The 26615-nt window shown below is 72.7% G+C and carries 27 protein-coding genes; 12 read left to right on the top strand and 15 right to left on the bottom strand.

The features are described from left to right. The first annotated feature begins 80 nt into the window (after positions 1-80). Positions 81-917, top strand: coding sequence for an NAD(P)H-binding protein (locus tag ACIOD2_RS16025; RefSeq protein WP_400538494.1), 837 nt, complete (start codon positions 81-83; stop codon positions 915-917). Here the strand turns inward: ACIOD2_RS16025 and ACIOD2_RS16020 are convergent. After that, positions 910-2184, bottom strand: a complete 1275-nt coding sequence (locus tag ACIOD2_RS16020) for an LCP family protein (RefSeq protein ID WP_400538492.1) — start codon at positions 2182-2184, stop codon at positions 910-912. The two genes, ACIOD2_RS16025 and ACIOD2_RS16020, sit on opposite strands and share 8 nt — an antisense overlap. Before the next feature lie 38 nt (positions 2185-2222). Beyond that, the gene (locus ACIOD2_RS16015) at positions 2223-3764 is read right to left on the bottom strand and encodes an LCP family protein (RefSeq protein WP_400538490.1); all 1542 of its coding nucleotides are present in this window, start codon (positions 3762-3764) and stop codon (positions 2223-2225) included. Between the two features lie 137 nt (positions 3765-3901). On the opposite strand from ACIOD2_RS16015, the gene rfbB reads away from it, so the two are divergent. Further along, positions 3902-4891: a dTDP-glucose 4,6-dehydratase gene (gene rfbB / locus ACIOD2_RS16010; protein ID WP_400538488.1), complete on the top strand. Its 990-nt coding sequence runs from the start codon at positions 3902-3904 to the stop codon at positions 4889-4891. Between the two features lie 5 nt (positions 4892-4896). Next, the gene (rfbD, locus tag ACIOD2_RS16005; protein ID WP_400538486.1) at positions 4897-5790 is read left to right on the top strand and encodes a dTDP-4-dehydrorhamnose reductase; all 894 of its coding nucleotides are present in this window, start codon (positions 4897-4899) and stop codon (positions 5788-5790) included. 9 nt (positions 5791-5799) lie between these two features. On the opposite strand, the gene ACIOD2_RS16000 is transcribed toward rfbD, so the two are convergent. Genes ACIOD2_RS16000 through ACIOD2_RS15990 form a run of 3 tightly spaced genes read right to left on the bottom strand, consistent with a single transcriptional unit; the run spans position 5800 to position 10354 of the window. Continuing rightward, on the bottom strand, positions 5800-6885 hold the full coding sequence (locus ACIOD2_RS16000; RefSeq protein WP_400538484.1) for a glycosyltransferase family 4 protein: 1086 nt from the start codon (positions 6883-6885) through the stop codon (positions 5800-5802). Then, complete coding sequence (locus ACIOD2_RS15995) at positions 6878-9388, bottom strand: glycosyltransferase (protein WP_400538482.1); 2511 nt, start codon at positions 9386-9388, stop codon at positions 6878-6880. The genes ACIOD2_RS16000 and ACIOD2_RS15995 overlap by 8 nt, the downstream gene beginning before the upstream one ends. A 30-nt stretch (positions 9389-9418) precedes the next feature. Further along, positions 9419-10354 (bottom strand): glycosyltransferase family 2 protein, encoded by a 936-nt coding sequence (locus ACIOD2_RS15990; protein WP_400538479.1) that lies wholly within the window; start codon positions 10352-10354, stop codon positions 9419-9421. Positions 10355-10363: 9 nt separating this feature from the next. On the opposite strand from ACIOD2_RS15990, the gene ACIOD2_RS15985 reads away from it, so the two are divergent. The 3 genes from ACIOD2_RS15985 (at position 10364) to ACIOD2_RS15975 (ending at position 13717) form a co-directional block, all read left to right on the top strand. Further along, entirely contained in the window at positions 10364-11440 is a 1077-nt protein-coding gene (locus ACIOD2_RS15985) for a glycosyltransferase family 4 protein (protein ID WP_400538477.1), read from the top strand. A 53-nt stretch (positions 11441-11493) separates the two neighbouring features. Continuing rightward, complete coding sequence (locus ACIOD2_RS15980) at positions 11494-12642, top strand: glycosyltransferase family 4 protein (protein WP_400538474.1); 1149 nt, start codon at positions 11494-11496, stop codon at positions 12640-12642. 214 nt (positions 12643-12856) lie between these two features. Further along, positions 12857-13717, top strand: coding sequence for a glycosyltransferase family 2 protein (locus ACIOD2_RS15975; RefSeq protein ID WP_400538472.1), 861 nt, complete (start codon positions 12857-12859; stop codon positions 13715-13717). Here ACIOD2_RS15975 and ACIOD2_RS15970 read toward each other — a convergent pair. Continuing rightward, the gene (locus tag ACIOD2_RS15970; RefSeq protein ID WP_400538471.1) at positions 13714-14208 is read right to left on the bottom strand and encodes a hypothetical protein; all 495 of its coding nucleotides are present in this window, start codon (positions 14206-14208) and stop codon (positions 13714-13716) included. The two genes, ACIOD2_RS15975 and ACIOD2_RS15970, sit on opposite strands and share 4 nt — an antisense overlap. A 141-nt stretch (positions 14209-14349) precedes the next feature. Between ACIOD2_RS15970 and ACIOD2_RS15965 the strand changes: the two genes are divergently transcribed. Both ACIOD2_RS15965 and ACIOD2_RS15960 read left to right on the top strand, forming a co-directional pair. Further along, complete coding sequence (locus ACIOD2_RS15965) at positions 14350-15429, top strand: sugar phosphate nucleotidyltransferase (RefSeq protein WP_400538468.1); 1080 nt, start codon at positions 14350-14352, stop codon at positions 15427-15429. A gap of 3 nt (positions 15430-15432) precedes the next feature. Continuing rightward, a complete protein-coding gene (locus ACIOD2_RS15960; RefSeq protein ID WP_400538466.1) occupies positions 15433-16329 on the top strand; it encodes a DNA-3-methyladenine glycosylase family protein in 897 nt (298 codons plus the stop codon). Between the two features lie 70 nt (positions 16330-16399). Here the strand turns inward: ACIOD2_RS15960 and ACIOD2_RS15955 are convergent, their stop codons facing one another. Genes ACIOD2_RS15955 through ACIOD2_RS15925 form a run of 7 tightly spaced genes read right to left on the bottom strand, consistent with a single transcriptional unit; the run spans position 16400 to position 21288 of the window. After that, positions 16400-16708 carry a hypothetical protein gene (locus ACIOD2_RS15955; RefSeq protein WP_400538463.1) on the bottom strand — a complete coding sequence of 103 codons (309 nt, stop codon included), beginning with the start codon at positions 16706-16708 and terminating at the stop codon, positions 16400-16402. After that, a complete protein-coding gene (locus ACIOD2_RS15950) occupies positions 16705-17082 on the bottom strand; it encodes a GntR family transcriptional regulator (protein WP_400538460.1) in 378 nt (125 codons plus the stop codon). Before ACIOD2_RS15950 ends, ACIOD2_RS15955 begins: the two co-directional genes overlap by 4 nt. Then, positions 17079-17630, bottom strand: a complete 552-nt coding sequence (locus ACIOD2_RS15945; RefSeq protein WP_400538457.1) for a proline-rich domain-containing protein — start codon at positions 17628-17630, stop codon at positions 17079-17081. Before ACIOD2_RS15945 ends, ACIOD2_RS15950 begins: the two co-directional genes overlap by 4 nt. A gap of 26 nt (positions 17631-17656) precedes the next feature. After that, a complete protein-coding gene (locus tag ACIOD2_RS15940; protein ID WP_400538455.1) occupies positions 17657-18202 on the bottom strand; it encodes an NUDIX hydrolase in 546 nt (181 codons plus the stop codon). After that, complete coding sequence (locus tag ACIOD2_RS15935) at positions 18199-19536, bottom strand: coenzyme F420-0:L-glutamate ligase (RefSeq protein ID WP_400540356.1); 1338 nt, start codon at positions 19534-19536, stop codon at positions 18199-18201. Before ACIOD2_RS15935 ends, ACIOD2_RS15940 begins: the two co-directional genes overlap by 4 nt. A gap of 1 nt (position 19537) precedes the next feature. Further along, the gene (gene cofD / locus ACIOD2_RS15930) at positions 19538-20527 is read right to left on the bottom strand and encodes a 2-phospho-L-lactate transferase (RefSeq protein WP_400538452.1); all 990 of its coding nucleotides are present in this window, start codon (positions 20525-20527) and stop codon (positions 19538-19540) included. After that, complete coding sequence (locus ACIOD2_RS15925; protein WP_400538449.1) at positions 20524-21288, bottom strand: GNAT family N-acetyltransferase; 765 nt, start codon at positions 21286-21288, stop codon at positions 20524-20526. The genes cofD and ACIOD2_RS15925 overlap by 4 nt, the downstream gene beginning before the upstream one ends. A gap of 52 nt (positions 21289-21340) precedes the next feature. On the opposite strand from ACIOD2_RS15925, the gene ACIOD2_RS15920 reads away from it, so the two are divergent. The 3 genes from ACIOD2_RS15920 to dapC all read left to right on the top strand — a co-directional run bounded on the left by ACIOD2_RS15920 (position 21341) and on the right by dapC (position 23038). After that, positions 21341-21517: a hypothetical protein gene (locus ACIOD2_RS15920; RefSeq protein ID WP_400538447.1), complete on the top strand. Its 177-nt coding sequence runs from the start codon at positions 21341-21343 to the stop codon at positions 21515-21517. A gap of 112 nt (positions 21518-21629) precedes the next feature. Beyond that, positions 21630-21950: a ferredoxin gene (fdxA, locus tag ACIOD2_RS15915; RefSeq protein ID WP_323334609.1), complete on the top strand. Its 321-nt coding sequence runs from the start codon at positions 21630-21632 to the stop codon at positions 21948-21950. Then, complete coding sequence (gene dapC, locus ACIOD2_RS15910; RefSeq protein ID WP_400538443.1) at positions 21947-23038, top strand: succinyldiaminopimelate transaminase; 1092 nt, start codon at positions 21947-21949, stop codon at positions 23036-23038. Before fdxA ends, dapC begins: the two co-directional genes overlap by 4 nt. On the opposite strand, the gene ACIOD2_RS15905 is transcribed toward dapC, so the two are convergent. After that, positions 23035-23682 carry a TetR/AcrR family transcriptional regulator gene (locus ACIOD2_RS15905; protein ID WP_400538441.1) on the bottom strand — a complete coding sequence of 216 codons (648 nt, stop codon included), beginning with the start codon at positions 23680-23682 and terminating at the stop codon, positions 23035-23037. The two genes, dapC and ACIOD2_RS15905, sit on opposite strands and share 4 nt — an antisense overlap. Before the next feature lie 44 nt (positions 23683-23726). On the opposite strand from ACIOD2_RS15905, the gene ACIOD2_RS15900 reads away from it, so the two are divergent. Further along, positions 23727-25133, top strand: a complete 1407-nt coding sequence (locus ACIOD2_RS15900; RefSeq protein ID WP_400538438.1) for an FAD-dependent monooxygenase — start codon at positions 23727-23729, stop codon at positions 25131-25133. A 536-nt stretch (positions 25134-25669) separates the two neighbouring features. On the opposite strand, the gene ACIOD2_RS15895 is transcribed toward ACIOD2_RS15900, so the two are convergent. Next, positions 25670-26602 (bottom strand): CHAD domain-containing protein, encoded by a 933-nt coding sequence (locus ACIOD2_RS15895; protein ID WP_400538436.1) that lies wholly within the window; start codon positions 26600-26602, stop codon positions 25670-25672. Between the last annotated feature and the right edge of the window lie 13 nt (positions 26603-26615).

Below are 26615 nucleotides of genomic sequence, written 5' to 3'. Positions count from 1 at the left end.
CCCCGCCGGTTGACACCGCTTCGCCGCCGTGAGTAGCTTTGCTTTGCAAGCAAATGTAATAGACGGACTGGGGAACCCTCATGACCATCCTCGTCACCGGTGCCCGTGGCAACGTCGGCCGCGCCGTGCTCGACGCGCTCGTCGTCGCAGGTCAGGACGTCCGCGCGTCGAGCCGCGACGCCACCACGCTCGACGTCCCGGACGGCGTCGCGAAGGTGAGCGCCGACCTGGAAAGCCCGGAAACGCTCGAAGCCGCGCTCGACGGCGTCGGCTCGGTGTTCCTCTACACGCAACGCCAGGGGATCGACGGCTTCGTGAAGGCGGCCGAGGCGGCCGGGGTGCGGCACGCCGTGCTGCTGTCGTCGGCGGCCACGCTGGAACCGGAGTCCGCCCAGAGCCGCATCGCCCGGCTGCACCGCGCGGTCGAGGAAGCGCTTGCCGCGGCGCCGTTCGCCGAGACCGTGCTCAACCCAGGCGCGTTCGCGACGAACACCCTGGGCTGGCGCCAGGACATCGCCGAGGGCGTGATCCGCACGGCCCACCCGGACTCGCGGATCGGCGCCATCCACGAGCGCGACATCGCCGACGTCGCCGCGCGGATCCTGGTCGACGGCTCGCACGCAGGGGAGGCGCTCGCGCTCACCGGCCCGGAGCCGATCTCGTTCCGCGAGCAGGCGGCGGTCCTCGCCGACGTCCTCGGCCGCCCGCTCGCCGTCGAGGAGCTGACGCCGGAGCAGGCCGCCGAGCGGATGGTCGCGCTGGGCTTCCCGCCCGAGGTGCCGCCGGAGATCCTGCGCGCCTGGGCGCGGACCACCCGGGAGCCGTCGCTGGTCACCGGCGTCGTCCGCGACGTCACCGGGGCCGCGCCGCGCACCTTCCGCCAGTGGGCCGAAGAGCACCGCGCCGACTTCAGTTGACGCAGGTGACGCCGGGGGAGGCTTGGAGCAGTGGCGCCGCGACGGGGGCGGCGCCGCTGCCCGAGCCGCCGCCCGCGGGGGTGGTCGCGCGCCCGGCCAGGCCGGCCACGAACTCCCGGACGGCGTTCGGGTCGATCTCGACGATGCTCTGGCCGTCCTCGCTGCGGCCGTTCGCGGTGATCACCGGGATCGTCGCGAACGCCAGGTCGCCGGACGCGAGGCCCTTCGCCTGCTGCGCGAACTGCAGCAGGTCGAGCCCCGGGTCGAGGGTGAGGGACCGGTGGACGACGTCGATCAGGTTGTTCAGCGTGCCCGGGCTGGTCAGCGTCCCGGCCGAGAGCACCTGGTGCAGCGCGGACGAGAGGAACGCCTGCTGCCGCACGATCCGGTCGAGGTCGCCGCGGGGCAGGTTCTTGCGCTGCCGGACGAAGGAAAGCGCTTCGCCGCCCGAGACGGTCTGCTCGCCGCGGCGGAAGTTCGCGCCCGAGTCCTTGTCCTCGGTCGAGTGGTTCAGGCACACCTTGACACCGCCGAGGGCCTCGGTGAGCAGGTAGAAGCCCAGCAGGTTGACCTCGGCGTAGTGGTCGACGCGCACCTGGGTGAGGTCCTGCACGGCCTGCACCAGGACCCGGCGGCCCTCGGTGTCGGAGTCGCGCTCGATCTTCGCCTGGTCACGCTCGCCCTGCGCGCGCAACGTCTGGGCGTAGTGCGCCTTCGCGATGCCGTACGCCGAGTTGATCTTGGCCTTGCCCCGGCCCGGGACCTCGGTCCAGGTGTCGCGCGGGACCGAGACGGCGGACGGCTTCGCGCCGTTCTTCGGCACCCGCAGCAGGATCACGGTGTCGGTGTTGACGGCGCCGTTGTTGGCCTCGGTGCGCAGCTCGCGCAGGACCCGCGCCGGCAGCGCGTTGCCCTGCGCGTCCGTCCGCGCGTCGCTGCCGACGAGCAGGATGTCGTCCGCGCCGTCGTCGGCCGGCGGCGGCGCGGGCTCGCCCGCCCGCGGGGTGAGCGCGTCGGTCGTCGGGACGTTGCTCTGCAGCTGGTCCTTCGTGACGTAGGCGTAGCCGCTCGCGCCGAGGGCGATCAGGGACACCAGGCCGACGGCGATCCGGCGGGTCACCCGTCCGGCGCGGCGCGCGCGGGACGCCCGGGGAGCGGGCTCTTCGGGCGGCGGCTGCCGCGGAAACGGCGAGGGCTTCCACTCCGCCGTGTCGCTCTGCGTCACCGGTTTTGCGGCCGGCTCCGGCTGTTCCTGCTCGTCATCCACCCCTTGTTCCCCTCCCCCGACCACACTGCGTACTCAGTCTAGTTGACGCAAGGGACGTCGCCCGCCGTGATCGGCGTCGCGGCGGGGGCAGAGCTCAGCGGGGTCGTGGTCTGGACCGGCGGCTTCGACGGCGTCGACTGCGACGTCGCCGGCGCGCCACCCGGCGCAGCGGACGGGTTCTTGAAGTCCTTGCCCAGCAGGACGCGCACGTGCCCGGCGGCGACGTCCTTGTCCGGTTCGGCCTGGACCGCGGTGCCCAGGACCTGCTTGACCAGGCCCAGCGCGGTCTCGTCGGCCGGGTTGTACCGGACGACCGTGGTGTTGCGGGTGCTCAGCTTCTGGTCCGCGGGCAGCGTGAAGCCCTTGCCCTGCAGCAACGTGTGGGTCTGGGTCGCCAGCGTCGGCGTGCCCGTGCCGTCGAACAGGTCCACCGTGACGGCGTTCGCGCCGGGCAGCTGCGCCGGCGTCGGGGTCGCCGGGGCGTCGCCGTCGAAGGTCAGGCGCGCCACCTCCGCCTGCACCGCGGCCGGGTCGACGCGCAGCACGTCGGCGCCGCCGATCACCGCGTTGCCCTGGGTCGGGATGGTGTGGAACTCGATGTTGCCGCCGGTCAGGCCGCGCATCTGCTCGGCGAACTCGGTCAGGTCCCAGCCCTGCGACACGACGACGGACTTCTTGACCGCGCTCACCAGGTCGGCGATCTTCGACGGGCTGGTCAGCACGTCGGTCGAGATGACCTTGCGGGCGAGCCCGGAGAGGAACGCCTGCTGGCGGGCGATCCGGTCGAGGTCGGCGTTGGGCAGGTCGTAGCGCTGGCGGACGAAGGCGAGCGCCTGCACGCCTTCGATGCTCTGGCGCCCGCCCGGCAGGTCCACCCCGGACTTCTTCTCCTTGACCGGGCCCTTGAGGCAGACCTCGACGCCGCCGATCGACTTGGTGATCTCGTAGAAGCTCGCCAGGTTGACCTCGGCGTAGCGGTCGATCATGCCCGGCTTGCCGATGAACTTCTCGAGCGTGGCGATGAGGTTCTTGCGGCCGGCGACCTTCGCCTGCGCGTCGGCCTCCTTCAGGTCGGTCATGCCCTGCCGCTGCAACGTTTTGTACGTGTCCGTGTACGCGTAGACGAACGCGCTGTTGAGCTTGTGCTTGCCGTACCCGCCGGCCAGCTCCACCCAGGAGTCGCGGGGGAACGAGATCGCGATGGCGTGCTTCCCGTTCTGGGGGATGTGCACCAGGATCATCGTGTCGGTGTTCAGCTCGCCGTCGGAGACGCCGGCGTGCAGCATGTCCAGCACCTCGCGGGGCAGCGGGTTGCCCTGCGCGTCGGTGCGGCTGTCCTGGCCGACCAGGAGGATGTCGATCGCGCCGTCGAGCGGCTTGGCGTGCGCCTCGGTGTCGGCGAAGACGTTGGTCGTGGTCAGGCCGCTGTTCGGGTCGCCGATGAAGTGCCAGCCGTACCAGGTCAGCGCCAGGATCGCGACGGAAAGCAACGACACGACCACCTTGCCGCCGCGGCGGGCGAAGATGGCGACACCGTGGCGACGGCGTCCCGGGACGGGCGGCGCAGGCCAATCGGTCACGCGCTTCCTCCCCTGTGAACCCCGTGCTTCCCCAGGGCACCCCTGTGCCTCCACCCCAGACTCTACTGAGGGTGTTGTGGGGCCTCCGTAGGCTGGGGGCCGGTTGCCCCCGCCGGGGGCCGAGGAAAGGCGGGAAGATGCGGGTCCTGGTCACCGGTGGTGCGGGCTTCATCGGGTCGCACTACGTCCGGCAGGCGCTGAGCGGCGCGTACCCGGCGCTGCGTGACGCCGAGGTTGTCGTGCTGGACAAACTCACCTACGCCGGCAACGAAGCCAACCTGGCACCGGTCGCCGCCGACCCGCGGCTGCGGTTCGTCCGCGGCGACATCTGTGACACCGCCCTGGTCACCGAGGTCATGAGTGGTGCAGACCTCGTGGTGCACTTCGCCGCGGAGTCGCATGTGGACCGCTCGATCCTCGGCGCCGCCGACTTCGTGCTGACGAACGTGCTGGGCACGCAGAACCTGCTGCAGGCGGCGCTGGAGGCCGGGGTCGGCAAGTTCGTCCACGTGTCCACCGACGAGGTGTACGGCTCGATCGAGACCGGCTCCTGGACCGAGGACCACCTGCTGGAGCCGAACTCGCCGTACTCGGCGTCCAAGGCGTCCTCCGACCTGGTGGCGCGCTCGTTCTTCCGCACGCACGGGCTGCCGGTGTGCATCACCCGGTGTTCCAACAACTACGGTCCGTACCAGTTCCCCGAGAAGGTCGTCCCGCTGTTCGTGACGAACCTGCTCGACGGGCGGAAGGTGCCGCTCTACGGCGACGGGCTCAACGTCCGTGACTGGCTGCACGTGGACGACCACTGCCAGGGCATCCAGCTGGTCGCCGACGCCGGCCGGCCGGGCGAGATCTACAACATCGGCGGCGGCATCGAGCTGACGAACCGCGAGCTGACCGAGCGGTTGCTCGCGGCGCTCGGCGCGGGCTGGGACAGCGTCGAGCCGGTCGAGGACCGCAAGGGCCACGACCGCCGGTACTCGGTGGACATCACGAAGATCGGCGAGGAGCTGGGGTACGCTCCGCGCGTGTCCTTCGAGGACGGTCTGGCCGCGACAGTGGCCTGGTACACGGACAATCGCGCGTGGTGGGAGCCCCTGGCGGAGCGGGCCGCGCTCAAGAAGTAGAGGATGTGCTCGTGCGGTTGACGGTGCTCGTGCCCGGTGGTTCCGGACAGCTCGGCCGGGATCTCGCCGCGCTTTCGGGCGACGGCGTGGACGTCGTCGCGCCGGGGTCGGCGGAGCTGGACGTGACGCAGACGGGCCAGGTCCTGGCGGCGGTCGGCGCACTGGCCGACCGTGCGCGCGAAGCGGGTTCGGCCCCGGCCGTGATCAACGCGGCGGCCTACACCGCGGTCGACGCGGCGGAAACGGACGAAGAGCGCGCGTTCGCGATCAACGCCGACGGCCCGCGTGTGCTCGCCGCGGCCTGCGCGGCCCGCCGGGTGCCGCTGATCCACGTCTCGACGGACTACGTGTTCCCGGGTGACGCTTCCGCGCCGTACGAGCCTTCGGACGAACTGGGCCCGCGAAGCGCGTACGGCCGCACGAAGGCGGCGGGCGAGGACGCGGTGCTGGGCTCGGGCGCGTCGTCCTGGGTGGTGCGCACCGGCTGGCTGTACGGCAAGTCGGGCACGAACTTCGTGAAGACCATGGCGCGGCTGGAAGCCTCGAACCCGGAACTGTCCGTTGTGGACGACCAGGTCGGCGGTCCCACGTGGACGGCGGACCTGGCGGCGGGCCTGCTGGAGCTGGCCTCCCGCGCGGCGGCCGGCGACGGGCCGGAGCGGCGGATCCTGCACTGCACGAACGCGGGTTCGGTCAGCTGGTGCGGCTTCGCGCGTGCGATCTTCACCCACCTGGGCGCGGACCCCGCACGGGTCAAGCCGTGCACGACGGAGGAGTTCCCGCGGCCCGCCCCGCGGCCGGCTTATTCGGTGCTGTCACCGGCTTCGTGGACGGAAGCCTGGCTGACGCCGCTGCGCCCGTGGGAAGAGGCCCTGGACGCCTACTTCGCGGCTCCCTGACACCCGGGGTCAGTGGCGGCCTGAGGCGAGGCGGTAGGCGCCCACCGTCAGTTCCGCGCACGTGTGCCACGTGAAGTTGGCCGCATGGGCGCGCCTCGCCGAGGACGTCGCCACCGCGTGCGGGTCGGTGACCGCGACGCGCAGGGCCTCCGCCAGGCCGTCGACGTCGCCGTACGGGACCAGGCTCGCGCAGTCGCCCGTGACCTCGCGCAGGGCGGGGATGTCCGTGCACACCACCGGGACGTCCGAGGCCATCGCCTCCAGCACCGGCAGGCCGAAACCCTCGTCGCGCGACGGCAGCACCAGCGCCGACGCGCCCGCGACCACCGTGCGCAGGTCCACATCGGACAGGTAGCCGGTCTGGCTCGTCCGGGACGTCCGGGGGAACGGGCCCGGGCCGGCGAACACCAGGTCCGGCAGGTCCGGGGCGGCGTCGTGGGCGCGGACCAGCCAGTCGAGGCCCTTGCGCGGTCCGGCGGCGCCCGCGAACAGCAGGTACCGGGAAGGGAGGCCCAGGCGCGCGCGGCGCTCGTCGTCCGGCGGGCGCGCGGTGAACCACGCCGGGTTGACGCCCAGCGGTGTCACCACGATCTTCGACCGGTCGACGTCCAGCCGCTCGGCCACCGAGTCCGCGACCGCAGACGTCGGGGTGCAGATGACGTCCGCGCGGCGGGCGCCGCGGCGGACCAGCTCCGGCAGGTCGCGGTCGCTCGGGGCGAGCTCCGCGGGATTGTCCAAAAAGGCCAGGTCGTGGATCGTGACGACGCCGGCCGCGCGGAACCGGCCCGGCAGCACGAAGTTCGTGCCGTGCACGACGTCGGTCGAGCCGGCGAACAGCTCCACCGGCGGGAAGTCCGAGCGCAGCCAGGTCATCCGCAGCAGCCGCGCCGCCACCGGCATCCCGCGGGCCCGCACGCCGTGCGGCAGCACGTGCCGCAGCCGCCGCCAGCCGCGCAGCGTGAACGCCACGGCCCGGGTGTCCACCTCGGGGTTCGACGCGAGCTCCTCGCTCAGCGCGGCGGTGTACCGGCCGATGCCGGTGCGGGAACCGAGCAGCGGTGTGCCGTCGAGGAGGACGCGAAGCGGTTTAGCCACGACGCATCCGTTGCCTGGCAACCTTGATGACCCGGCCACCGACGCGCCGCGCCAGCTCGGACGGGCCGCCGTCGGCGAGGTACTCGCGGATCAGGTCGGTGTCGCGGCGCAGCATCGCCCGGCCGCGCACCGCCGGCGTGGTCACCAGGTCCGCCGACCCGGGCAGGCGGTCGGCCGCCGGGCGCGGGTCGCGGCAGAACTCCACCAGCGGCTTCAGCGCCTCCGGCCAGGCGAACCGCTGCGCGACGACGGCGATCCGCTCGACGCAGCCCGCGGCGAACTCCTCGTCGTACAAGGACTTCTCGAGCGCGTCGGCCAGCGCGCCGGCGTCTTCGGCCGGGACGACGACCCCGAGCTTCTCGGTCCGCACCAGGTCCGCGAACGCGTCGCCGTCGGTCGTGACGATCGGCAGCCCGGCCCACAGGTAGTCGAGCACCCGGGTGCGGAACGCGAACGTCGTCTCGACGTGCTCGTAGTGCGTGGTGACCCCGCAGTTCGCGTCGAGCAGCCAGTTCTGGCGCTCGCCGTAGGGCACCCACTGCTCGTTGAAGTAGACGTGCTTGCCGGTCAGGCCCAGCGCGTCCGCCAGCCGGATCGTCCGGGCGCCGATGTCCATCTCGGCGACCTCGGGGTTCGGGTGCTTCATCCCGAGGAACACCAGGCGGACGTCCCCGCGGCGGCGGCGCAGCTCGTCGATCGCGCGCACCAGCGTCAGCGGGTCGAACCAGCTGTACACCCCGCCGGCCCAGAGCACGACGTGGTCGGTGCCGCCGATGCCCAGCGACGACCGCAGGCCGGGCCCGGTCCGGGTGGGCGGCTGCGGCGACAGTCCGAAGGGGACGACCGCGAGCAGCGACTGCGTGGTCGGGTCGGCGTCGTAGAGCCGCGGCGAGAGCCGGCCGAGCGCGGCCAGGTGGCCGAGCCAGAAGTGCCGCTGCCGCTCGGACGCGCAGAGGAAGAAGTCGCCGCGTTCGAGCTGCGCGTCCAGCACGCGCGTGACGCCGGCCAGGTCCGCCGCGCGCTTGTCGTCGGCGACGCCCTTGCCCTGCTCCAGCAGCTCGAGGTGCATCGGGTCGTACAGGTCGGCGACGACGATCTTGCCGCTGTGCTCCTTCTTCAGCGACGGCGCCAGTTCGAGCACGTGTCCCTGCAGGACGACGATGTCGGCCCAGGCGATCGGCCCGTCCAGCTCGTGGCGCTTCCCGGCGCCGACCCGGAACGGCGCGGGCGGCGGCGCGGCCAGCGGGTTCGTCGTGACGAGCTGGACGTCGTGCTCGGCGGACAGCGCGAGGGCGATGTTCCAGGCGCGGATCGCCGGTCCGGCCATCCGCTCGGTGAGCGCGTCGCCGGTGATCACCAGGATCTTGCGGCGCTGCCCGAAAGCCTTTTCGATGCCGAACGCCTCGACGAGGATGTCGTGCGCGGCGAGGTAGCGCGGCAGCGGGTACGCGGGCTCCAACGCCTTGCGCAGCAAGGGAAGCAGGTCGGCGTCGGTGCGCACGCGCGCGGCCTGCTCGACCGCGCGGGACTCCGCCAGCGACGGCAGCTGCTCGACGAACTGGTCGATCGCGAGGAGCCCGGCCAGCGTGGTCCGCGGGATCGCGACGTCACCGGATTCGATCGGGCCGACACCTTGTTCGAGGTCGAGCTGAGTCGCGTCGAGGTCGCCGCGGGCGGTGGCCCGGCGGACGGCCAGCGCGAGCGCCGCGGGCAGCGCGCGGGCGAGCGTCTCGTCGGAGAGGTTCTTGTACAGCGAGGCCAGGGCGTTGCGCTCCAGCAGGAAGGTCTCGCGGCCGGTCTCCGGCGCGTCGACCGCGCCCATCGTGCCGTGGTGGCGGTGGTAGGTCAGCGACTCCGGCACGTACCGGACGCGCCAGCCGCGCAGGTTGAGCCGCCAGCCGAGGTCGACGTCCTCGTAGAACATGAAGAACCGCTCGTCGAAGCCGCCGAGCTCGGCGAACACGCCCGCGCGGACGAACAGCGCCGAGCCGGTGCCGAACAGGACGTCCTTCGCGACCTCGTGCTCGGCGGCCGGGACGTCGGCCAGCGGGCTGCCCGCGTGGCGCTTGTAACCCATGCCGAACCAGGTCATGCCGCCGTCGACGAAGTCGGTGCCGGTGCCGTCCCAGTCGAGGACCTTGCTGGCCACCGCGGCGACGCGCGGCTGCGCGCGCAGCTCGGCGACTGCGGCGGACACCCAGCCGGGCGCCGGGCGCGCGTCGTTGTTGAGGAAGGCGACGACCGTGCCCTTGGCGTGGCGGGCGCCGAGGTTGCAGCCGCCGGCGAACCCGGTGTTGCGCCCGGCCTCGATCACCCGCGCGCCGGGGACGGCCTCGCGGATGCGTGCGGCGTCGGCGCTGCCCGGGGTGTTCTCGACGCAGATCAGCTCGAGTTCGGGGTAGTCGTGCTCGGCCAGCGCGCGCAGGCAGGTGATCGTGTCGTCGGCGCCGTGGTAGTTCACCAGGACCACCGAGACGAGCGGTTGCTGTTCCCCCTGCGCCAAAGCCAGCTCCTTCGTCGGATTGGCCCCAGCTTAAAGGCCAGCCCATGCTTCCCAGACCGCGCCTCGGCCCAGCGCCGCGCGACGGCCGATCAGGCGCCGGGCCAGCAGCGTCGCCGGCAACCGCGCCCCGACCTCGGCCAGGACGCGGCACCGCAGGCCGAACCGGAAGTTCGCCGCGGCCGGACGGCCCGGCCGCAGCGGCAGTACCGCTGTCAACACGGCGAAGCGGACCAGCTGGTTCAGCGCGACCTCGCGGGGGGCGCAACGCAGCAGTGTGAGCAGGCGGTTGCGCTCGTTCCAGCGGTGGAACAGCACCGAACCGGGCTTGCTGCTGACGCCGTGGGCGTGCCGGACCCGGGCGTCCGGCGCCGCGACGACGTCCCACCCGGCCAGCCGCAGCCGCCACGCCGTGTCCGTGTCCTCGTAATAACAGAAGAACTCGGCCGGGACGCCGCCTACGGCGCGCAGGGCCTCGACGCGCAGGAGCGCCGCGCCGCCGCAGAAGCCGAAGACCTCACCCCCGGGTTCGGTGAGGTCGGCGCCGTGGCCGTCGGCGGTCAGCCGCACCCCGGCCGACTGCACCGGGCCGCCGGGCAGCACGAGCAGCGACGTCGCCGCGGCGGCCAGCGGTGACTTCTCGAGCGTGTCCTCGAGGGTTTCCAGCCAGCCGGGCTCGGGTTCGGCGTCGTCGTTGAGCCACGCCATCAACGGCGTCTCGAGCTCCTTGACGGCGACGGCGAGCGCCCCCGCGTAGCCGGCATTGCGGGGGAGACGGAGTACTCGCGGCTTGCTCGGGTGCGCCGCGAGCAGCTCGGCGGTCCCGTCGTCCGAGGCGTTGTCCACCACGAGCGTCCGATGTGGACGCGTCTGCGCGGCGAGCGCGTCGAGGCAGGCGGCGACGTGCCCGGCACCCCGCCAGGTCACGACTACCACCGTGGTGGCGGGATTCGGCGTCACGTCCCGCACAATAGCCGCGTGCCCGAACTGGTCGTGCTCGCCGAGCAGCTCCTCGCGCCCGTGCCCGGTGGCACCGGGCGCTACACGGCCGAGCTGCTGCCCGCGCTCGCGAAGACCGCGCCACCGGGCTGGACGGTGTCCAGCGTCGTCGCGCGGCACGCCGACGTCGGCGCGGCCGAACTGGACGGTGTCGAGGGCCCGCGTGTGCTGCGGCTCTCGCGGCGGGCGCTGACCGGCGTCTGGCAGCTGGGGATCCCCTGGTGGCCGGGGGGCGACGCGGTGCACGCGCCGACGCCGTTCGCGCCGCCGCGCGCCCCGGCCGGGCGGACGCTGAGCGTGACCGTGCACGACACCGTGCCCTGGACCCACCCCGAGACGCTCACCGCGCGCGGGGTCAGCTGGCACCGGTCGATGATCGCGCGGGCCGCGCGCCGCGCGTCCGGGCTGGTCGTGCCGACCCGGGCGGTCGCCGACGAGCTGGCGGTGCTGGTCGACGTCGACGTGCCGGTGCGCGTGATCCCGCACGGCGTGCGCGTGCCCCGGGCCTCGGCCGACGTGGACCTGCCCGGGCGGTACGTGCTGGCCCTCGGCACGATCGAGCCGCGCAAGGGCATCGACGTGCTGATCGACGCCGTCGCCGCGCTGGACGACACGGTGCTGGTGCTCGCCGGGCAGCCGGGCTGGGGCGGTGTCGACCCGGCCGCGCTGGCCGCCGAGCGCGGGCTGCCCGCCGGCCGGCTGCGGGTGCTCGGGAAGGTGCCGGACGCCGAGCTGGCGACCGTGCTGCGGCGGGCGAGCGTGCTGGCCGTGCCGAGCCTCGCCGAGGGCTTCGGCCTGGGGCTGCTGGAGGCGATGGCGGCCGGTGTCCCGGTGGTGCACACGGACGTCCCGGCGCTGGTCGAGGTGGCGGGCGGCGCGGGTGTCACGGTGCCGCGCGGGGACGCCGCCGCGTTGGCGAAAGCGCTGCGCGAAGTGCTCGGGTCACCCGAGCGGGCGGCGGAGCTCACCCGGTCGGGACGCGAGCGGGCCAAGGCGTTCACCTGGCGTCGCGCCGCGGAAGCCGTTTGGGCGATCCACCGGCGAGCACGTGACTGACGGGTTTGCCAGTTCCCCACCATGACGCAGCGTCGCCGCCGTACCCTACGGGGGTGAGCGATGATCCCCGGGTCCTGATCGACGCGACCGCGGTCCCCGCGGACCGCGGCGGGGTCGGCCGCTACGTGGACTCGCTCGTCGCCGCGCTGGACGCGGACGGGGCGCGCATCACCGTCGTCTGCCAGCCGCGGGACCTGCAGCTCTACGATCGGCTGGCGCCGGGGTCACGCATCGTGCCCGCGTCGCCGTCGACGACCACCCGCACCGCGCGGCTGACCTGGGAGCAGGCGACCCTGCCGCGGCTGGTCCGCCGCCTCGGCGCGGACGTCGTCCACTCGCCCCACTACACGATGCCGCTGGCGACGACGGCCGCTTCGGTCGTCACGCTGCACGACGCGACGTTCTTCACCGACGCCGTCCTGCACTCGTCGGTGAAGGCCCGCTTCTTCCGCGCGTGGACGGCCACGGCCCTGCGGCGCGCGACGGTGTGCGTGGTGCCGTCGGCGGCGACGGCCGCGGAACTGGCCCGCGTCAGCCCGGTGCGGCACGCGTCGGTGGAGGTCATCCACCACGGCGTCGACACGGAGCGGTTCCACCCGCCGTCCCCGGCGGAGGTCGCGGCCGCGCGCTCGGCCGTCGGCCTGGGGCGGACGCCTTATGTCGCGTTCCTGGGGGCCTTGGAGCCGCGCAAGAACGTCCCGGCGTTGATCCGCGGCTTCGCCCGCGCGGTCGCCGGCCGCCGCGACGCCCCGGCGCTGGTCCTCGCGGGCCAGCCGGGCTGGGACACGCAGGTGGAGCGCGCGCTGGACGCGGTCCCGCACCGCTTGCGCGTGATCCGGGCGGGCTACCTGCCGTTCGGCACGCTGGCGGGCTTCCTGGGCGGGGCTTCGCTGGTGGCGTACCCGTCGCTCGGTGAGGGTTTCGGCCTGCCGGTCCTGGAGGCGATGGCCTGCGGCGCGTGCGTGCTGACCACGCGCAGGCTGTCCCTCCCGGAGGTGGGCGGCGACGCGGTGGCGTACTGCGGAGTGGGAGCGGGCGACGTCGCGGCGGCGATCGCCGAGCTGCTGGCGGACCCCGGCCGCCGGTCCGAGCTGGCCACGGCGGCGCAGCAGCGCGCCAAGGAGTTCTCGTGGGCGACGACCGCGGAGCGGCACCGGGAGGCGTACGCCAAGGCCTGGTCCCGCCACCTCCGCACCCGCTGACTCCGTGACCACAGGGTCGACACGCGTGATTCCGGAGCCGACACGCGTGATCAAAGCGACGACACGGCCGGGGCCAGGTGTGTCGACCCGTCAAGCACGCGTGTCGACCTCCTGATCACGCGTGTCGACCCTTCCCGCACCCGCTGACTTCTTCCAGCTTGCTCCTGGCCCGGGGCACCCGATTCACGCTCGGTGACGCGTGGACAATGGCCGGGTGACTGAGGACTCCCGCTATGGCGATGACGTCGGCGTCGTGACCGTGACCTACTTCTCCGAGGACACCCTCGAGCGGTTCCTCGAGACCCTCGAGAAGGCCACCGAGCGCGAGGTCAAGGTGGTCGTCGCGGACAACGCTTCCGTCGACGGTGCCCTTGAGGAGATCACGCGGCCGCGGAAGAACGCGCAGCTGCTCAGCATCGGGGAGAACGTCGGCTACGGGACCGCCGCGAACCGTGGGGTCGCCGAGCTCGACGACCGGTACGGCTGGGTCGTCGTCGTCAACCCGGACCTCGAATGGGAGCCCGGCTCGCTCGACGCGCTGCTCGACGCCGCCCAGCGGTGGCCGCGCGGGGGTGCGTTCGGGCCGCTGATCCACGACGTCGGTGGCACCGTCTACCCGTCGGCGCGGCTGCTGCCGTCGTTCGGCCGCGGCATCGGGCACGCCGCGTTCGCGAAGGTCTGGCCGGCCAACCCCTGGACCAAGCAGTACCGGCAGGAGACCGGCACGCCGGTCGAGCGCGTCGCGGGCTGGCTGTCCGGCTCGTGCCAGCTGTTCCGGCGGGAGGCGTTCGACTCCGTCAGCGGCTTCGACACGCGCTACTTCATGTACTTCGAGGACGTCGACCTCGGCGACAGGCTGGCGAAGGCGGGCTGGCAGAACGTCTACGTGCCGTCTTCGAGCGTGACGCACGAAGGCGGGCACTCGACGTCGCAGGCGTCGAAAAAGATGCTGAAGGCGCACCACGACAGCGCCTACCGCTACCTCGCCGACCGCCACCAGAGCCTCGCCTGGAAGCCGGTCCTGGCCGCCGTGAAGCTCGGTCTCAAGCTCCGCCTGAAGCTCGAGACCCGCTAGATCCCGTCGAGCCGGCGCGAAAGGTCGGACTTGCCGTTGTTCTGCGTCACCGTCGGCACCAGGCCGGTGTCCTCCGGATCGGGCTCCTTCAGCGGGCTCGTGATCGGCTCGGCCTGGGGCCGGCGGGCCAGCGGCGTCGTCACCGGGGACTTCGCCGGGGTCTTCATCGGCGTTGTCGGCGACGGCGTGCTCAGCGGCGCGGTCACCTGCTGGCGGCGTCCGCTCGCGACGCCCGAAGCGCCGGAGGCCTCCAGCCGCCGGGTCGGCGACTTGCCGGCCAGCGGGTGGTCGTTCTCCTCGATCAGCGACGCCGGTAGCTGCGTGGTCGTGTCCGGGTCCTGGCTTCTGTCGAGGCCGTCGATGGCGGCACGCGGTATCTGCTGCGTGTTCGAGGCGTCCATCGGCGAAATGGCACTATCCGGTGTCACCACGAACACACCACGCGCCTGGGCTCGTGCGAGCAGGGCGTCCGCCCGATCGCGGGGGTCCATCCCCTCGGCCTCCCGACTGACCCGGGGCCCTCTGGGGAAAGGCCCGCCTGTTTCCTGTCTAGGGTAGGCCCTCCGGGCGACCTCCGTCAGGGTTTCCCGCGGCTTGTCGCTCAGCGGTGCGTGATACAAGAGGAGATTTCCGTGACGTCCGAGGTCGAGATCGACGCCGTCGTGCTGGTCGGGGGCAAGGGCACGCGCTTGCGCCCGCTCACCCTTTCGGCGCCGAAGCCGATGCTCCCGACAGCCGGGACGCCCTACCTGAGCCACCTCTTCTCGCGCATCCGCGAGGCCGGGATCAGGCACGTCGTGCTCGGCACGAGCTACCGTGCGGAGGTGTTCGAGGAGTACTTCGGCGACGGCAAGGCGATCGGGCTGGAGCTCGAGTACGTCGTCGAGGAGGAACCGCTGGACACCGCGGGCGCCATCCGGAACGTCTACGACAAGCTGCGGGCCGACCACGTGATCGTCTTCAACGGCGACATCATCTCGGGTGCGGACCTCGGCGAGCAGCTGCGGGTGCACCACGACTCCGGCGCCGACGTCACGCTGCACCTGCAGCGCGTCCCGGACCCGAGCCGGTTCGGGTCGGTGCCCACCGACGAAACCGGCCGTGTGCAGGCCTTTCTCGAGAAGACGCCGAATCCGCCGACCGACCAGATCAACGCCGGGTGCTACGTCTTCCGCCGCTCGGTGATCGAGTCGATCCCGACCGGGCGGCGCGTCTCGGTGGAGCGCGAGACGTTCCCCGGACTCCTCGAAGAAGGCGCGCACATCCAGGGATTCGTCGATGAATCCTACTGGCTGGACGTCGGTACGCCCGAGGCGTTCGTGCGCGGCTCGGCCGATCTGGTCCGGGGCATCGCGCCGACGTCGGCGCTGCCGGGCCGCACCGGCGAGTTCCTGGTGCTGGACGGCGCTTCCGTGGCCGAGGACGCCGAGCTGTCCGGTGGTTCGACCATCGGCGTCGCCGCCGTCGTCGGCTCGGGCGCGAAGATCGACGGCTCGGTCCTGTTCGACGGCGCGGCCGTCTCCGAGGGCGCGATCGTCGAGAACTCGGTGCTGGGGCACGGCGCGCGCGTCGGCGCCGGCGCGGTGCTGCGCGGGGTGGTGCTGGGTGACGGCGCGTCCGTCGGCGCCGGGTGCGAACTGCTCGACGGCGCCCGGATCTGGCCCGACACCGTGCTGCCCGACGGTTCCGTCCGCTTCTCGAGCGACGCGTAGCCGATGTTCTGGCGTCCCGCGTTCGAGGTCGACCTGGGCCGGGTCCTGGGTCCGCTGACGCGCGGGCGCGGGTCGCTCAACATCCTCACCGACGAGCGCGGGATCACCTGGCTGGCGTCGAACACGCCCGACGGCGCCGGCACGCTCGCCCTGCGCAAGCACACCGACGGCCGGATCGAGGCCGCGGCCTGGGGTGAGGGCAAGGACCGGCTGCTCACCGGCGTCCCGGCGCTGCTCGGCGCGGACGACGACGACTCCGGGTTCGTCGCCCACCACGACGTCGTCGCGCGGGCTCGGCGGGAGAACCCCGGCCTGCGCCTGGGGTCCACCGGCGTGGTCTGGGACTGGCTGGTGCTGGCCGTGCTGGAGCAGAAGGTGACCGGCAAGGAGGCGATCCGGTCGTGGGCCGAGCTGTGCCGACGGTTCGGCGCGCGGGCGCCGGGGCCGGCGCCGGAACGCCTGCGCGTGCCGCCGACCCCGGTGGCGCTGCGGTCGTTGCCGGACTGGCACTGGCACGGCGCGGGCGTCGACATCAAGCGCCGGACGACCCTGATCAACGCCGCCCGCGTCGCCCACCAGCTGGAACGCGCGGTCGAGCTGGGCGGGCGCGAGGGCCGGATGCTGCTGCGGCACGTGCCCGGCATCGGCGTCTGGACGGCCGCAGAGATCGCCCAGCGCGCTTGGGGTGACCCGGACGCGGTGAGCTTCGGGGACTACAACATCCCGTCGATGGTGGGCAGCGCGCTGCTGGGCGCGAAGCTCGACGACGAGGGGATGGCGGAGCTGCTGGTGCCGTACGCGCCGCAACGGCAGCGCGCGGTCCGCTACCTGGAGGCGGCGGGCCACAAGCGCCCGCGCTTCGGCCCCCGCATCGAACTGCGCGACTACCGCGCCATGTGAGGTCCCTTAAAGCCGTGAATGGCCCATTGAGGGACTTAGAGTCCCTCAATGGGCCATTCACGGACTTGGGCTACTGGTGCGGGGGATAGCCGCCTTGCTGAGGCGGGTAGCCGGGCTGTTGCTGGCCGGGATATCCCTGCTGGGGCGGGTAACCGGGCTGCTGGGGCGGATAGCCGGGCTGCTCGGGCGGATAGCCGGGCTGCTGCTGGTAGCCCGGGTATCCCTGCTGGGGCGGGTAGCCCGGCTGCTGCGGCGGGTAGCCCGGGTACTGCTGCGGGTACGGCGGCTGCGTCGGCTTGGCCGCCTTGATCACGAGGACCACGACGGTCACCAGGCCGCCGAGCACCACCAGCACGATCAACAGCATCAGCAGGCTCACGGTCGGCCTTCCCCCTCGTCGAGTGCGGCGCGGACGATCGACAGCGCTTCGGCGTCGGCCAGTCCCAGTTTCCGGGTGAGCGCAGCGTACTCGGCGGCCGCCTGCTGGGCCCGGCGGCGCGTCTGGTCGCCGGAAGCGCCGACGAAGCTGCCCGCACGCCCCCGGGTCTCGATCAGCCCGGCCTCTTCCAGCTCGCGGTAGGCCCGCGCGACGGTGTTCGGCGCCACACCGAGGTCGACGGCCAGCTGCCGCACCGTGGGCAGCTTCGTGCCGACGGCCAGCGAACGGTCGTTGATCCGCGCCGCGAGCCCGGAGCGGACCTGCTCGAACGGCGGCACCGGGGACGAGCTGTCGAAGGGGACGATCGGCTTCACCAGCTCTGCGGCCCCGCTCCCGGACCGGGCGGCGGCTGCTGCGGCGGGTAGTAACCCTGCGACGGCGGCGGTCCCGGCGGCACCGGCGCGAAGCCCGGTTGCTGCTGCGGGAATCCCTGCGACGGCGGCGGAGCGAAGCCGCCCTGCTGCGGAAAACTTTGCGACGGCGGGGGTGTGGAGCCGGCCTGCGGGAAACCCTGCGAGGGCTGCGATCCCGGCGCGAAACCCGGCTGCGGCTGCGGAAACCCCTGCGGGCCGGGCTGCTGCTGCGGGAACCCTTGCGACGGCGGGGGAGCGAAGCCGCCCGGCTGCGGGAATCCTTGCGACGGCGGCGCGAAACCCTGCTGCGGCGGGAAGTTCGGGCCCGGGAACTGCCCGCCGTTCTTCATCGCCTCTTCGCGGCGCATCTTCGACACCCGCACCGCCACCACGATCACGAACACGATGACCGCGAGGATCAGCAGGCCGACGACGACGTAGCCGAACGCCCCGCTGCCGCTGCCGCCGCCGGAGTGAATGTGCACCCGCTCGGGGAACTGCGTAGCCATGTGGTCCTCCCTCTCCCGACCCCAGGCTAGTGCCCGGCACCGACCGGAATGGCCGCTTTCACCAGATCGGCGAGATCTTCGGAGCCGGCCGGGAGCGCGTCCACCGGCCACCACCGCAGGTCGTCGGACTCGTCGCTGCGCACCGGCTCCGCGCCCGGCGGCGCGTGCACCGCGTACCGGACGTCGAAATGCCGCGTAGGCAGGCCGAGCGAGCAGGTGATCGGGTGGACGTCCAGGTGCACCGGCGCGTCCCCGATCCGCAGGCCGGCGATCCCGGACTCCTCGGTGGCCTCCCGCAGCGCGGCCCCGGCCAGCGACACGTCCGACGGCTCGCAGTGGCCGCCGAGCTGCAGCCAGCGGCCGACCCGCGGGTGCAGCGTGAGCAGCACCCGCGTGCCGGTGTGGTCCAGCAGCACCGCCGACGCCGTCAGGTGCCCGGCTTCGCAGGAGCGGCGGCAGGAATCCTCACGGGCCGTGAGGAACCCGAGGAACGCCTGCTTCAGCGACTCCTGGGAAGCGAGCGAAGGCCGCCACGCACCCAGCGTCGTGACGGCGTCCGCGTGCAGGCTCACAGCTCCAGCAGCCCTTCACCCGGCGTGGCGGAGAGCCGCGACTCCGGCTCGGTGAGCGGGATGCCGATCGCGACCGAGCCCAGCGGCTGCCAGCGCTCGTCCAGGCCGAGGACGTCGCGGACGATGTCGGCGGCGAAGATCGTCGAGCCGATCCAGCACGAACCGAGGCCTTCGGCCGCCAGCGCGACCAGCAGGCCCTGCACCGCGGCCCCGCCGGCGACGGTGAACATCGTCTTCTCGCAGTCGTTGCGGCGGGCGTCGGGGTAAGTGTGCGCGCCGTCCGGCACCAGGAACGGGATGACGATTTCCGGGGCCCGGTAAAGGATGTCGCCGCGGCTGAGCCGCTTCGCGACCTGTTCCGGGGTGAATTCGTCGCCCTTGAGGTCGGCCTGCCACGAATCGCGCATCGCGTCGAGCAGTTCCTTGCGCTTCGCGCCGTCGCGCAGCCAGACGAACCGCACCGGGTGCGTGTGGTGCGGCGCGGGCGCGGTGAGCGCCGAGCCGACGGCCCGCCGCATCGAGACGGGCGAGACCGGAGCGTCGCTGAACTGCCGCACCGACCGCCGCACCGGCACGGCCTCCCGGCGGCCCTGCGCGATCGCTTCGTTGGTGCCCAGCCGGAAGAGGTCCTCTTCGAGGGGACGGATGAGCGTCCGGGCGTTCGAACCGTCGTCCTCCAGGGCGAGCCCGCGGACGACGGCGACCGGCGTTCCGCCCAGCTTGCCCTTGACCAGGTCGGCGGCCGAGGCCAGCTCGTCGGCGATCGCGACCTCGGTGACGGCCAGCTCGTTGCCCTGGCCGTCGATCGCGCCCCGGTAGGCGTGCAGCACGCGCAGCCCGGACGCGCCGATCGCGTTGTCGGTCTGCCCGACCCGCCAGGCGCGGCCCATGGTGTCGGTGACGACCACGGCGACCTCGACGCCGAGCCGCTCCCGCAGGCCGTTGCGCAGGGCCAGCGCCGACGCGTCGGGGTCGGCGGGCAGCAGCGCGACCTCGTCACCGGCCACATTGGACGCGTCGATCCCGGACGCCGCCTGCACGATGCCCAGCGGGTTCTGGGTGATCACCGTGCGGGCGATCCGCGCGACGATCCGCACGGCTTCCTGCTTGACGAGGTCGCGGCGCGCGGCGTCCCGGGCTTCGGGGTCGGTCGGCACGCGGACGAGCCTGCCCTCGGCCTTCGAGATGATCTTGCTGGTCACGACCACGACGTCACCCGAGCGCAGCCACGGCGCGGCCGTGACGATCGCGCCGGTCAGGTCGTCGCCGGGGCGGAACTCCGGCAGCCCGGTGACGGGCAGGATCTCCAGCTTCGCCGAAGCGTGGTCAGCGATGTCAGTCAACGGGGGCTCCAGCGAGTTCCAGGGCGGCGCGGGCCATCGCCGCGGTCGCGTCCACATCGGACATCAGCAGCGGCACGTCGCGCACGGTCACGCCCGGCACGTCGGCCGTCTCGCCTTCGGCGATCAGCCAGCCGTCGAGCACACCGTCGTCCTTGCGCGAGCCGTAGTGCCGGCCCACCGCCTCGGCCGACGTCTCGACGCCGATCGCGGTCAGGCACGCGTCGGCCATCCCGCGCAGCGCCTTCCCGCCGATGATCGGGGACACCCCGACCACGCCGGCCGACGTCTTGCGCAGCGCGTCCCGGATCCCCGGCACGCCGAGGGTGGTGCCGACCGACACCACCGGGTTCGACGGCGCGAACAGCACCGCGTCCGCCCCGGCGATCGCGTCGAGCACACCCGGCGCGGGCTTGGCCTCGTCGTTGCCGACGGCGACGATCGAGTGCGCCTTCGGCTCGGCGCGGTAGCGCACCCACCACTCCTGGAAGTGGATGGCCTTCTGCTGGCCCTCCTGCTCCGGGTCGTCGATCACGACGTGCGTCTCGACGCGGTCGTCGGACATCGGCAGCAGCCGGACGCCGGGCTGCCAGCGGTCGCACAGCGCCTCGGTCACCGCGGACAGCGGGTAGCCCGCGCGCAGCATCCGCGACCGGATCAGGTGGGTGGCGATGTCCTTGTCGCCGAGCCCGAACCAGTCCGGGTCGGCGCCGTAGGCCGCCAGCTCCTCCTTGACCACCCAGGTCTCACCCGAGTGCCCCCAGCCGCGTTCCTTGTCGATCCCGCCGCCCAGGGTGTACATGCAGGTGTCCAGGTCAGGGCAGATCCGCAGGCCGTGCATCCAGACGTCGTCGCCGGTGTTGACCAGCGCCGTCACCTCGTGCGGCGACTCGCTCGCACCCTCCGGCGCCATGCCCAGCGCCGCCTTCAAACCCAGCAGGAAACGGGCTCCGCCCACTCCGCCGACCATCACCACGATCTTCACGACGTCGAATCCTCCTCTCCCCCGAAGCACGTACCGGGTTCGGGCACCCAGTACCGGTATCGGTGGTGCGGGGCGTACCCGAGCCCCGTGTAGAGCGCGAGCGCGCCCGAATTGGCCTCCGCGACCTGCAACACCGCGCGGTCGGCTCCCTGTTCCACGCCCCACGTGCCGAGGGCGGCCATCAGCTTCGACGCGAGCCCGCGGCGCCGGAAGTCCGGGGCGACCTCGAGCCGCCCGACGTGCAGCCAGCCGCCGACCAGCGCCCCGCGGACGACGCCGGCGGTGGCACCCTCGAGCGTCGCGACGCCGTAGCCGACCTTCCCGCCGGTCAGCACGTGCCGCGCGGCCGCGGTCTCCTCGCCGGGGCCGAGCGTGAGCTCCCACCAGCCGTCCGACGGCTCGTCGGACACCGTGACGCCGCCGGCGGCGGGCGCCGCGGCCAGCGGGGCGGTGAGCACGACGACCTCGTGGCCGCGGCGGTGGCGCGTCGCCTGGACCCAGCCCTCGGCGACGATCGCGCGCTCGTTCGGGCTGTCGCGGAGCACCTGCACCATCGGCTGGATGCCCCGATCGTGGGCGAAGTCACACACCGCTCGCAGCGCCTCGGGGACCGGCCTCCCGGCGTCCCCGACGGCGAGCGCGCTGTTCGCGCGGCCGGTGAAGCCGTCGGCCCAGCGCAGGACCCAGTCGCCCAGTGCCTCCTCGGCCAGCGGCGGCCAAGCCCGGCTGCAGCGGATCTCAAGCATTTCGGCAGCGTTCACGGCTAGATTGTCCCTGAGGCGGCGAACCGATTTCCGAAGGAGGCCGGGTGCGATGGGCGTCCAGCGCAAGGACGAGCGGCACAAGGAAGAGCTGGTGGACGACATCTCCGAAGGCTTCAACCGCGCTGTCGGGGCGAAGCCGGACGAAGAGGGCGCGCCCGCCAAGCCCAGGTTCGTGATCACCGGCGACAACCGCGCCGTCCCGCCCAAGCGCCGCCGCGACCGTTGATCTCCGCCATACCCCGAGTATGGCTAAGGGTTGCCTCACCATCCCGACCGGTGCCCGTGCCGCGTAATGTCGGCGGCGACTGGCTGTTGGCAGAGAAAAGCAGGAGTGCGCAGTGACCTACGTGATCGCCGAGCCCTGCGTCGACGTGCTCGACAAGGCGTGTATCGACGAGTGCCCCGTGGACTGCATCTACGAGGGCGAGCGGATGCTGTACATCCACCCGGACGAGTGCGTCGACTGCGGCGCCTGTGAACCGGTCTGCCCGGTCGAAGCGATCTATTACGAGGACGACGTCCCGGACACCTGGTCGGACTACACCAAGGCCAACGTCGACTTCTTCGACGAGCTGGGCTCGCCCGGCGGGGCGTCGAAGGTCGGCAAGACGGCCCACGACCCGGGCTTCATCAAGGCGCTGCCCCCTCAGGGCGAATGAGCCGCGTCGCGCTGCCCGACTTCCCCTGGGATTCGCTCGCCGAGGTCAAGGCCACGGCCCAGGCGCATCCCGGCGGGGTGGTCGACCTCTCGATCGGCACGCCCGTCGACCCGGTCCCGGCCGGCATCCGCGACGCGCTGGCGTCGGTCTCGGAGATCCCCGGGTACCCGACGACCCACGGCATCCCGGCCCTGCGCGCGGCCGCCATCGCCGCGCTCGGCCGCCGGCACGGGGTCACCGGCATCGAGCCGGACGCCGTGCTGCCGACGATCGGGTCCAAGGAGGCCGTCGCCTGGCTGCCGCGGCTGCTCGGCTTCGGCGAGGGTGACGTCGTGGTCATCCCGGAGCTGGCCTACCCGACCTACGAGGTCGGGGCGCTGCTCGCGGGCGCGTCGATCCTGCGGTCCGACGGCTTGACGGCGCTGGGCCCGCAGCGCCCGGCGATGATCTGGATCAACTCGCCGTCCAACCCGACCGGCAAGGTGCTGCCCGTCGAGCACCTGCGCAAGGTCGTCGAGTGGGCGCGCGAGCGCGGCGTCGTCGTGGTGTCCGACGAGTGCTACCTGGCCCTCGGCTGGGAGACCGACCCGCTGTCGGTGCTGCACCCGGACGTCTCCGGCGGCAGCACCGAGGGCCTGATCGCGGTGCATTCGCTGTCGAAGTCGGCGAACCTGGCCAGCTACCGCGCCGGGTTCCTGACCGGTGACCCGCGCCTGATCGCGCAGCTGCTGGAGATCCGCAAGCACGCGGGCATGATCGTGCCGCGCCCGGTCCAGGAGGCCATGGTCGCCGCCCTGACCGACGACGAGGCGCTGGGCGCCCAGCGTGAGCGTTACGCCCGCCGCCGGCTCGCGCTGCGGAAGGCGTTGCAGGACAACGGGTTCCGCATCGACCACTCCGAAGCCGGCCTGTACCTCTGGTCCACCCGTGACGAGGACGCCCACGAGACGGTGGCGTGGCTCGCCGACCGCGGCATCCTGGTCGCGCCGGGTACGTTCTACGGCCCCACGGGCGGTAAGCACGTCCGCATCGCGCTGACGGCGACGGACGAGCGCATCGACGCGGCCGTGGAGCGCCTGAGCGCCTAGTAGTCGCGGCCGGTGAAACCCCGGTAGACGAACCGGGTGAGCGCGTCGATCGCCTCTTCGTCGGTCGGTGGCGTCCAGCCGGTGGGGGCCGGGTCGAGCAGCCACATCTGGGCGAAGCCGTCGACCAGCCGGAACATCATCATGATGCTGAGGTCCATTCGCGCCGGCAGCCGCAGGCCCGCAGCCGTGACGTGCGCGAGGTGGCCGTTGAGGTCCGCCGCCTGGGTGGCGCCGAAGCCGGCGAGGGTGCGGGCGAACGCGTCGTTCACCATCGCCGCCTGGCCGAGGGCCTGCATCGTCGACGCGTGCTCCTTGTAGAACTCCCAGTACTGCGCCACGTGCCAGCGCACGGCCGCCGGGTCGCTGAAGTCCGAGAGGTGGCCTTCGGTCAGCGCGCTCTCGTCGCCTGAGGTCGCGATGTCGGCCAGGAGGGCCTCGAGCAGCTCTTCCTTGCTCGCGAAGTGGTTGTAGAACGACCCCGCGGCGCGCCCGGCCTCCGCCGTGATGTCCGTGATCTTGGTGTTCAGGTAGCCCTTGCGCGCGAACACGCGCCCGGCCGCCGCCTTCAGCGCGGCCTCGGTCTCCGCGGCCTTCTCCTTGCGGTTCACCGCCACCTCCTTGACGCGGGACGCTAGCAGTGTCATTCTGAATCTAGATTCACTGAATTGCAATTCACTGGGAGGACGACATGGACACCACGGTGCTGATCGCGGGGGCGGGCCCGACCGGGCTGACGCTGGGCATCGAACTGGCGCGGCGCGACATCGCCGTCCGGATCATCGACAAGGCCGAGACGTACTTCATGGGCTCGAGGGGTGACGGCATCCAGCCGCGCACGCTGGAGGTCTTCGAGGACCTCGGGGTGCTCGACGCGGTGCTGGCCGCGGGGGCCGCGCCGGTGCCGATGAAGATCCACCTCGGCGGCGAGGTGGTCGGCGAGCGGATGATGTTCGACCCGGTCGAGGCGACGCCGTCGAAGCCGTACCCGACCGGCTGGTTCCTCGGCCAGTCGCAGACCGAAGGCATCCTGCGCGATCGGCTGGCCGAGTTCGGCGTGCGCGTCGAGCTGGCCACGGCCCTGACCGGCTTCGAGCAGGACGAGGACGGCGTCACGGCCACGCTGAGCACGGGGGAGACCGTGCGCGCGACGTACCTGGTCGGGGCCGACGGCGGCAAGAGCTTCGTGCGCAAGGCGCTGGGGATCGCGTTCGAGGGCACCACCGACGAGTCGATCCGGATGCTGCTCGGCGACGTCCAGGCCGAGGGCCTCGACCGCGCGTACGGCCACTGGTTCGCGGCGCCGGAGAACCCGATGAGCGGCATGATGTTCAGTCCGCTGCCGGGCACCCCGCACTTCCAGTTCGGCTCGCCGCTCGGCGACGGTGACGTCGAGGTCGAGACGGCGCTGCCCGCGGTCCAGGCCCGGCTCGACGAGCTGACCGGCGGCACCGTCAAGCTGTCCGACCTGGCCTGGTCGACGGTCTGGCGGCCGAACGTCCGCCTGGCGGCCCGGTTCCGCGAGGGCCGGGTGTTCCTGGCCGGCGACGCGGCGCACGTCCACCCGCCGACCGGCGGCCAGGGCCTCAACACCGGCGTCCAGGACGGCTACAACCTGGGCTGGAAGCTCGCCGACGGCTCACCCGAGCTGATCGGCAGCTACGAGGAGGAGCGCCGGACCGTCGCGGCCCGGGTGCTGGGCGTCTCGACGGGCCTGCTGCAGAAGTACAAGGACGGCGACGAGGACGCCCACAAGCGCGGTGAGGACACCCAGCAGCTGGACATCACCTACCGCGGCGGCCCGCTCTCACCGGCCGGCACGGGCGCGCTGCAGCCGGGTGACCGCGCGCCGGACGCCCCGCTGACCGACGCCAACGGCAAGCGCGTCCGGCTGTTCGAGCTGTTCCGGGGCCCGCACACGACCGAGCTGGTCTTCGGCGACGTTCCGTCGGACGGCTACCGGATCCTGCCCGCGGGCAGCGTGGCGACGGGCACGGACCTGGTCGACGACGGCGGCCACGCGTACGCGGCGTACGACGCCGAGGGCGGCCGCAAGGTGCTGATCCGCCCGGACAACTACGTGTCGTCGATCTCCTGACGAAACCGCCCCTTTTCGACCGCTCGCCCGGCCCGAAGACGTCACTTTCGCTAGGAAAGATGCGTCTCGGGGGCCTGGGGCCGCATCTTTCCTAGCGAAAGTGGAGGGTCAGGCGTGCAGGGCCTTGGCGGCGGCTTCCCAGGAGGTTCGCCAGGTCGCCCGGGCCTCGGCTCGGCGGGTCAGCTCGCGCTCGGCGGTGTGAGCGGTCTCGGTCCGGGCGGGTGGGGGAGGTCCGTTCGGGGGCGGATCGCGATGGGGTGGGCGGTGGTCACACAGCTCGATGGCGAGTCGCGCCGATTGGGCATTCGGCGGTGGGTCAGGCGTGCAGGGCCTTGGCGGCGGCTTCCCAGGAAGCTCGCCAGGTCGCCCGGGCCTCGGCTCGGCGGGCCAGTTCGCGCTCGGCGATGCGCCCGGGTCTCGGCGTCGAGCGGGTGGGGGAGGTCCGTTCGGGGGCGGATCGCGACGGGGCTGACGGTGGTCACACAGCTCAATGGCCAGTCGTGTCGGTTAGGCCTGCGGTGGGGCGAGCCGCGGGATCAGGCGTGCAGGGCTTGGGCGGCGGCGTCGACGGCTTCCCAGGAGGCTCGCCACGTCGCCCGGGCCTCGGCCCGGCGGGCCAGCTCGCGCTCGGCGATGCGGCCCGCGACGAAGCCGACCGCGCTGTCGCCCGTGTCCAGCACCGTGCGCATCCGCTCGGCCGCGAGCACCGCGTCCTGGTGGTCGCCCAGCACCGTCTGGAAGTCCTTCGTGGCCTTCAGCAGCTGCTTGATCCGCGCGGCCTGCTTCTTCTTCGCCGACGTCTGGGCCAGCTCGGCGGCGTAACGCAGCTTCTTGCCGTGGATGCGCAGCGCGTGCAGGTCGTCGTCCGGCGGGTCGGCCGGCAGCGCGCGCACGGCCTTGGTGAGCTTGCGGTGCGGCTTGGCCAGCGCGGCGATCAGGTCACGCTGCGGAACGTCCACAATGGACGGCGGTACCCGCGTCAGCAGGCTGACCTCGCGCAGCAACGTCGAGTACCGGGCGCTGGACAGCGCCCGGGTCAGCCGCCGCTTCGCCGTCGCGCGCTCGGAGACGAACCGGGACACCAGCTGCCGGCCGGCGGGCTGGTCGCGGACCTCGAAATCCGCGATGACCTCGCGCAGGTGCCCGATCAGGACGTCGTGGTCGCGCACCTCGCCGAGTGACTGGCCGAGCCAGCCCAGCTCGGCCCGCACCGGCTCGGCGCCGTCGCCGACCAGCTCACCCGAGAGCTTCAGCACGCTGCGCATCCGCCGCAGGGCGACGCGCATCTGGTGCAGGTCCTCGGGGTCGGCGCCGGAGCGCGTGCCCGGCTCGTGGGCGAGCAGCGCTCGGATCTCCCGGTCGAGCTTGGCGCGCACGTGGTGACCCGCCGGATCGGCCGGTCCGGCTTCGATCGGCGCGTCCGGCAGCCCCAGCTCGGCCGGGGTGTGGTGCAACGATTCGGTGGTCACCACATGAATGGTA

This window comes from Amycolatopsis sp. NPDC088138, assembly GCF_044741685.1.
In the GTDB taxonomy this organism is placed as follows: domain Bacteria; phylum Actinomycetota; class Actinomycetes; order Mycobacteriales; family Pseudonocardiaceae; genus Amycolatopsis.
This window is presented reverse-complemented; position numbering and strand designations above follow the sequence as displayed.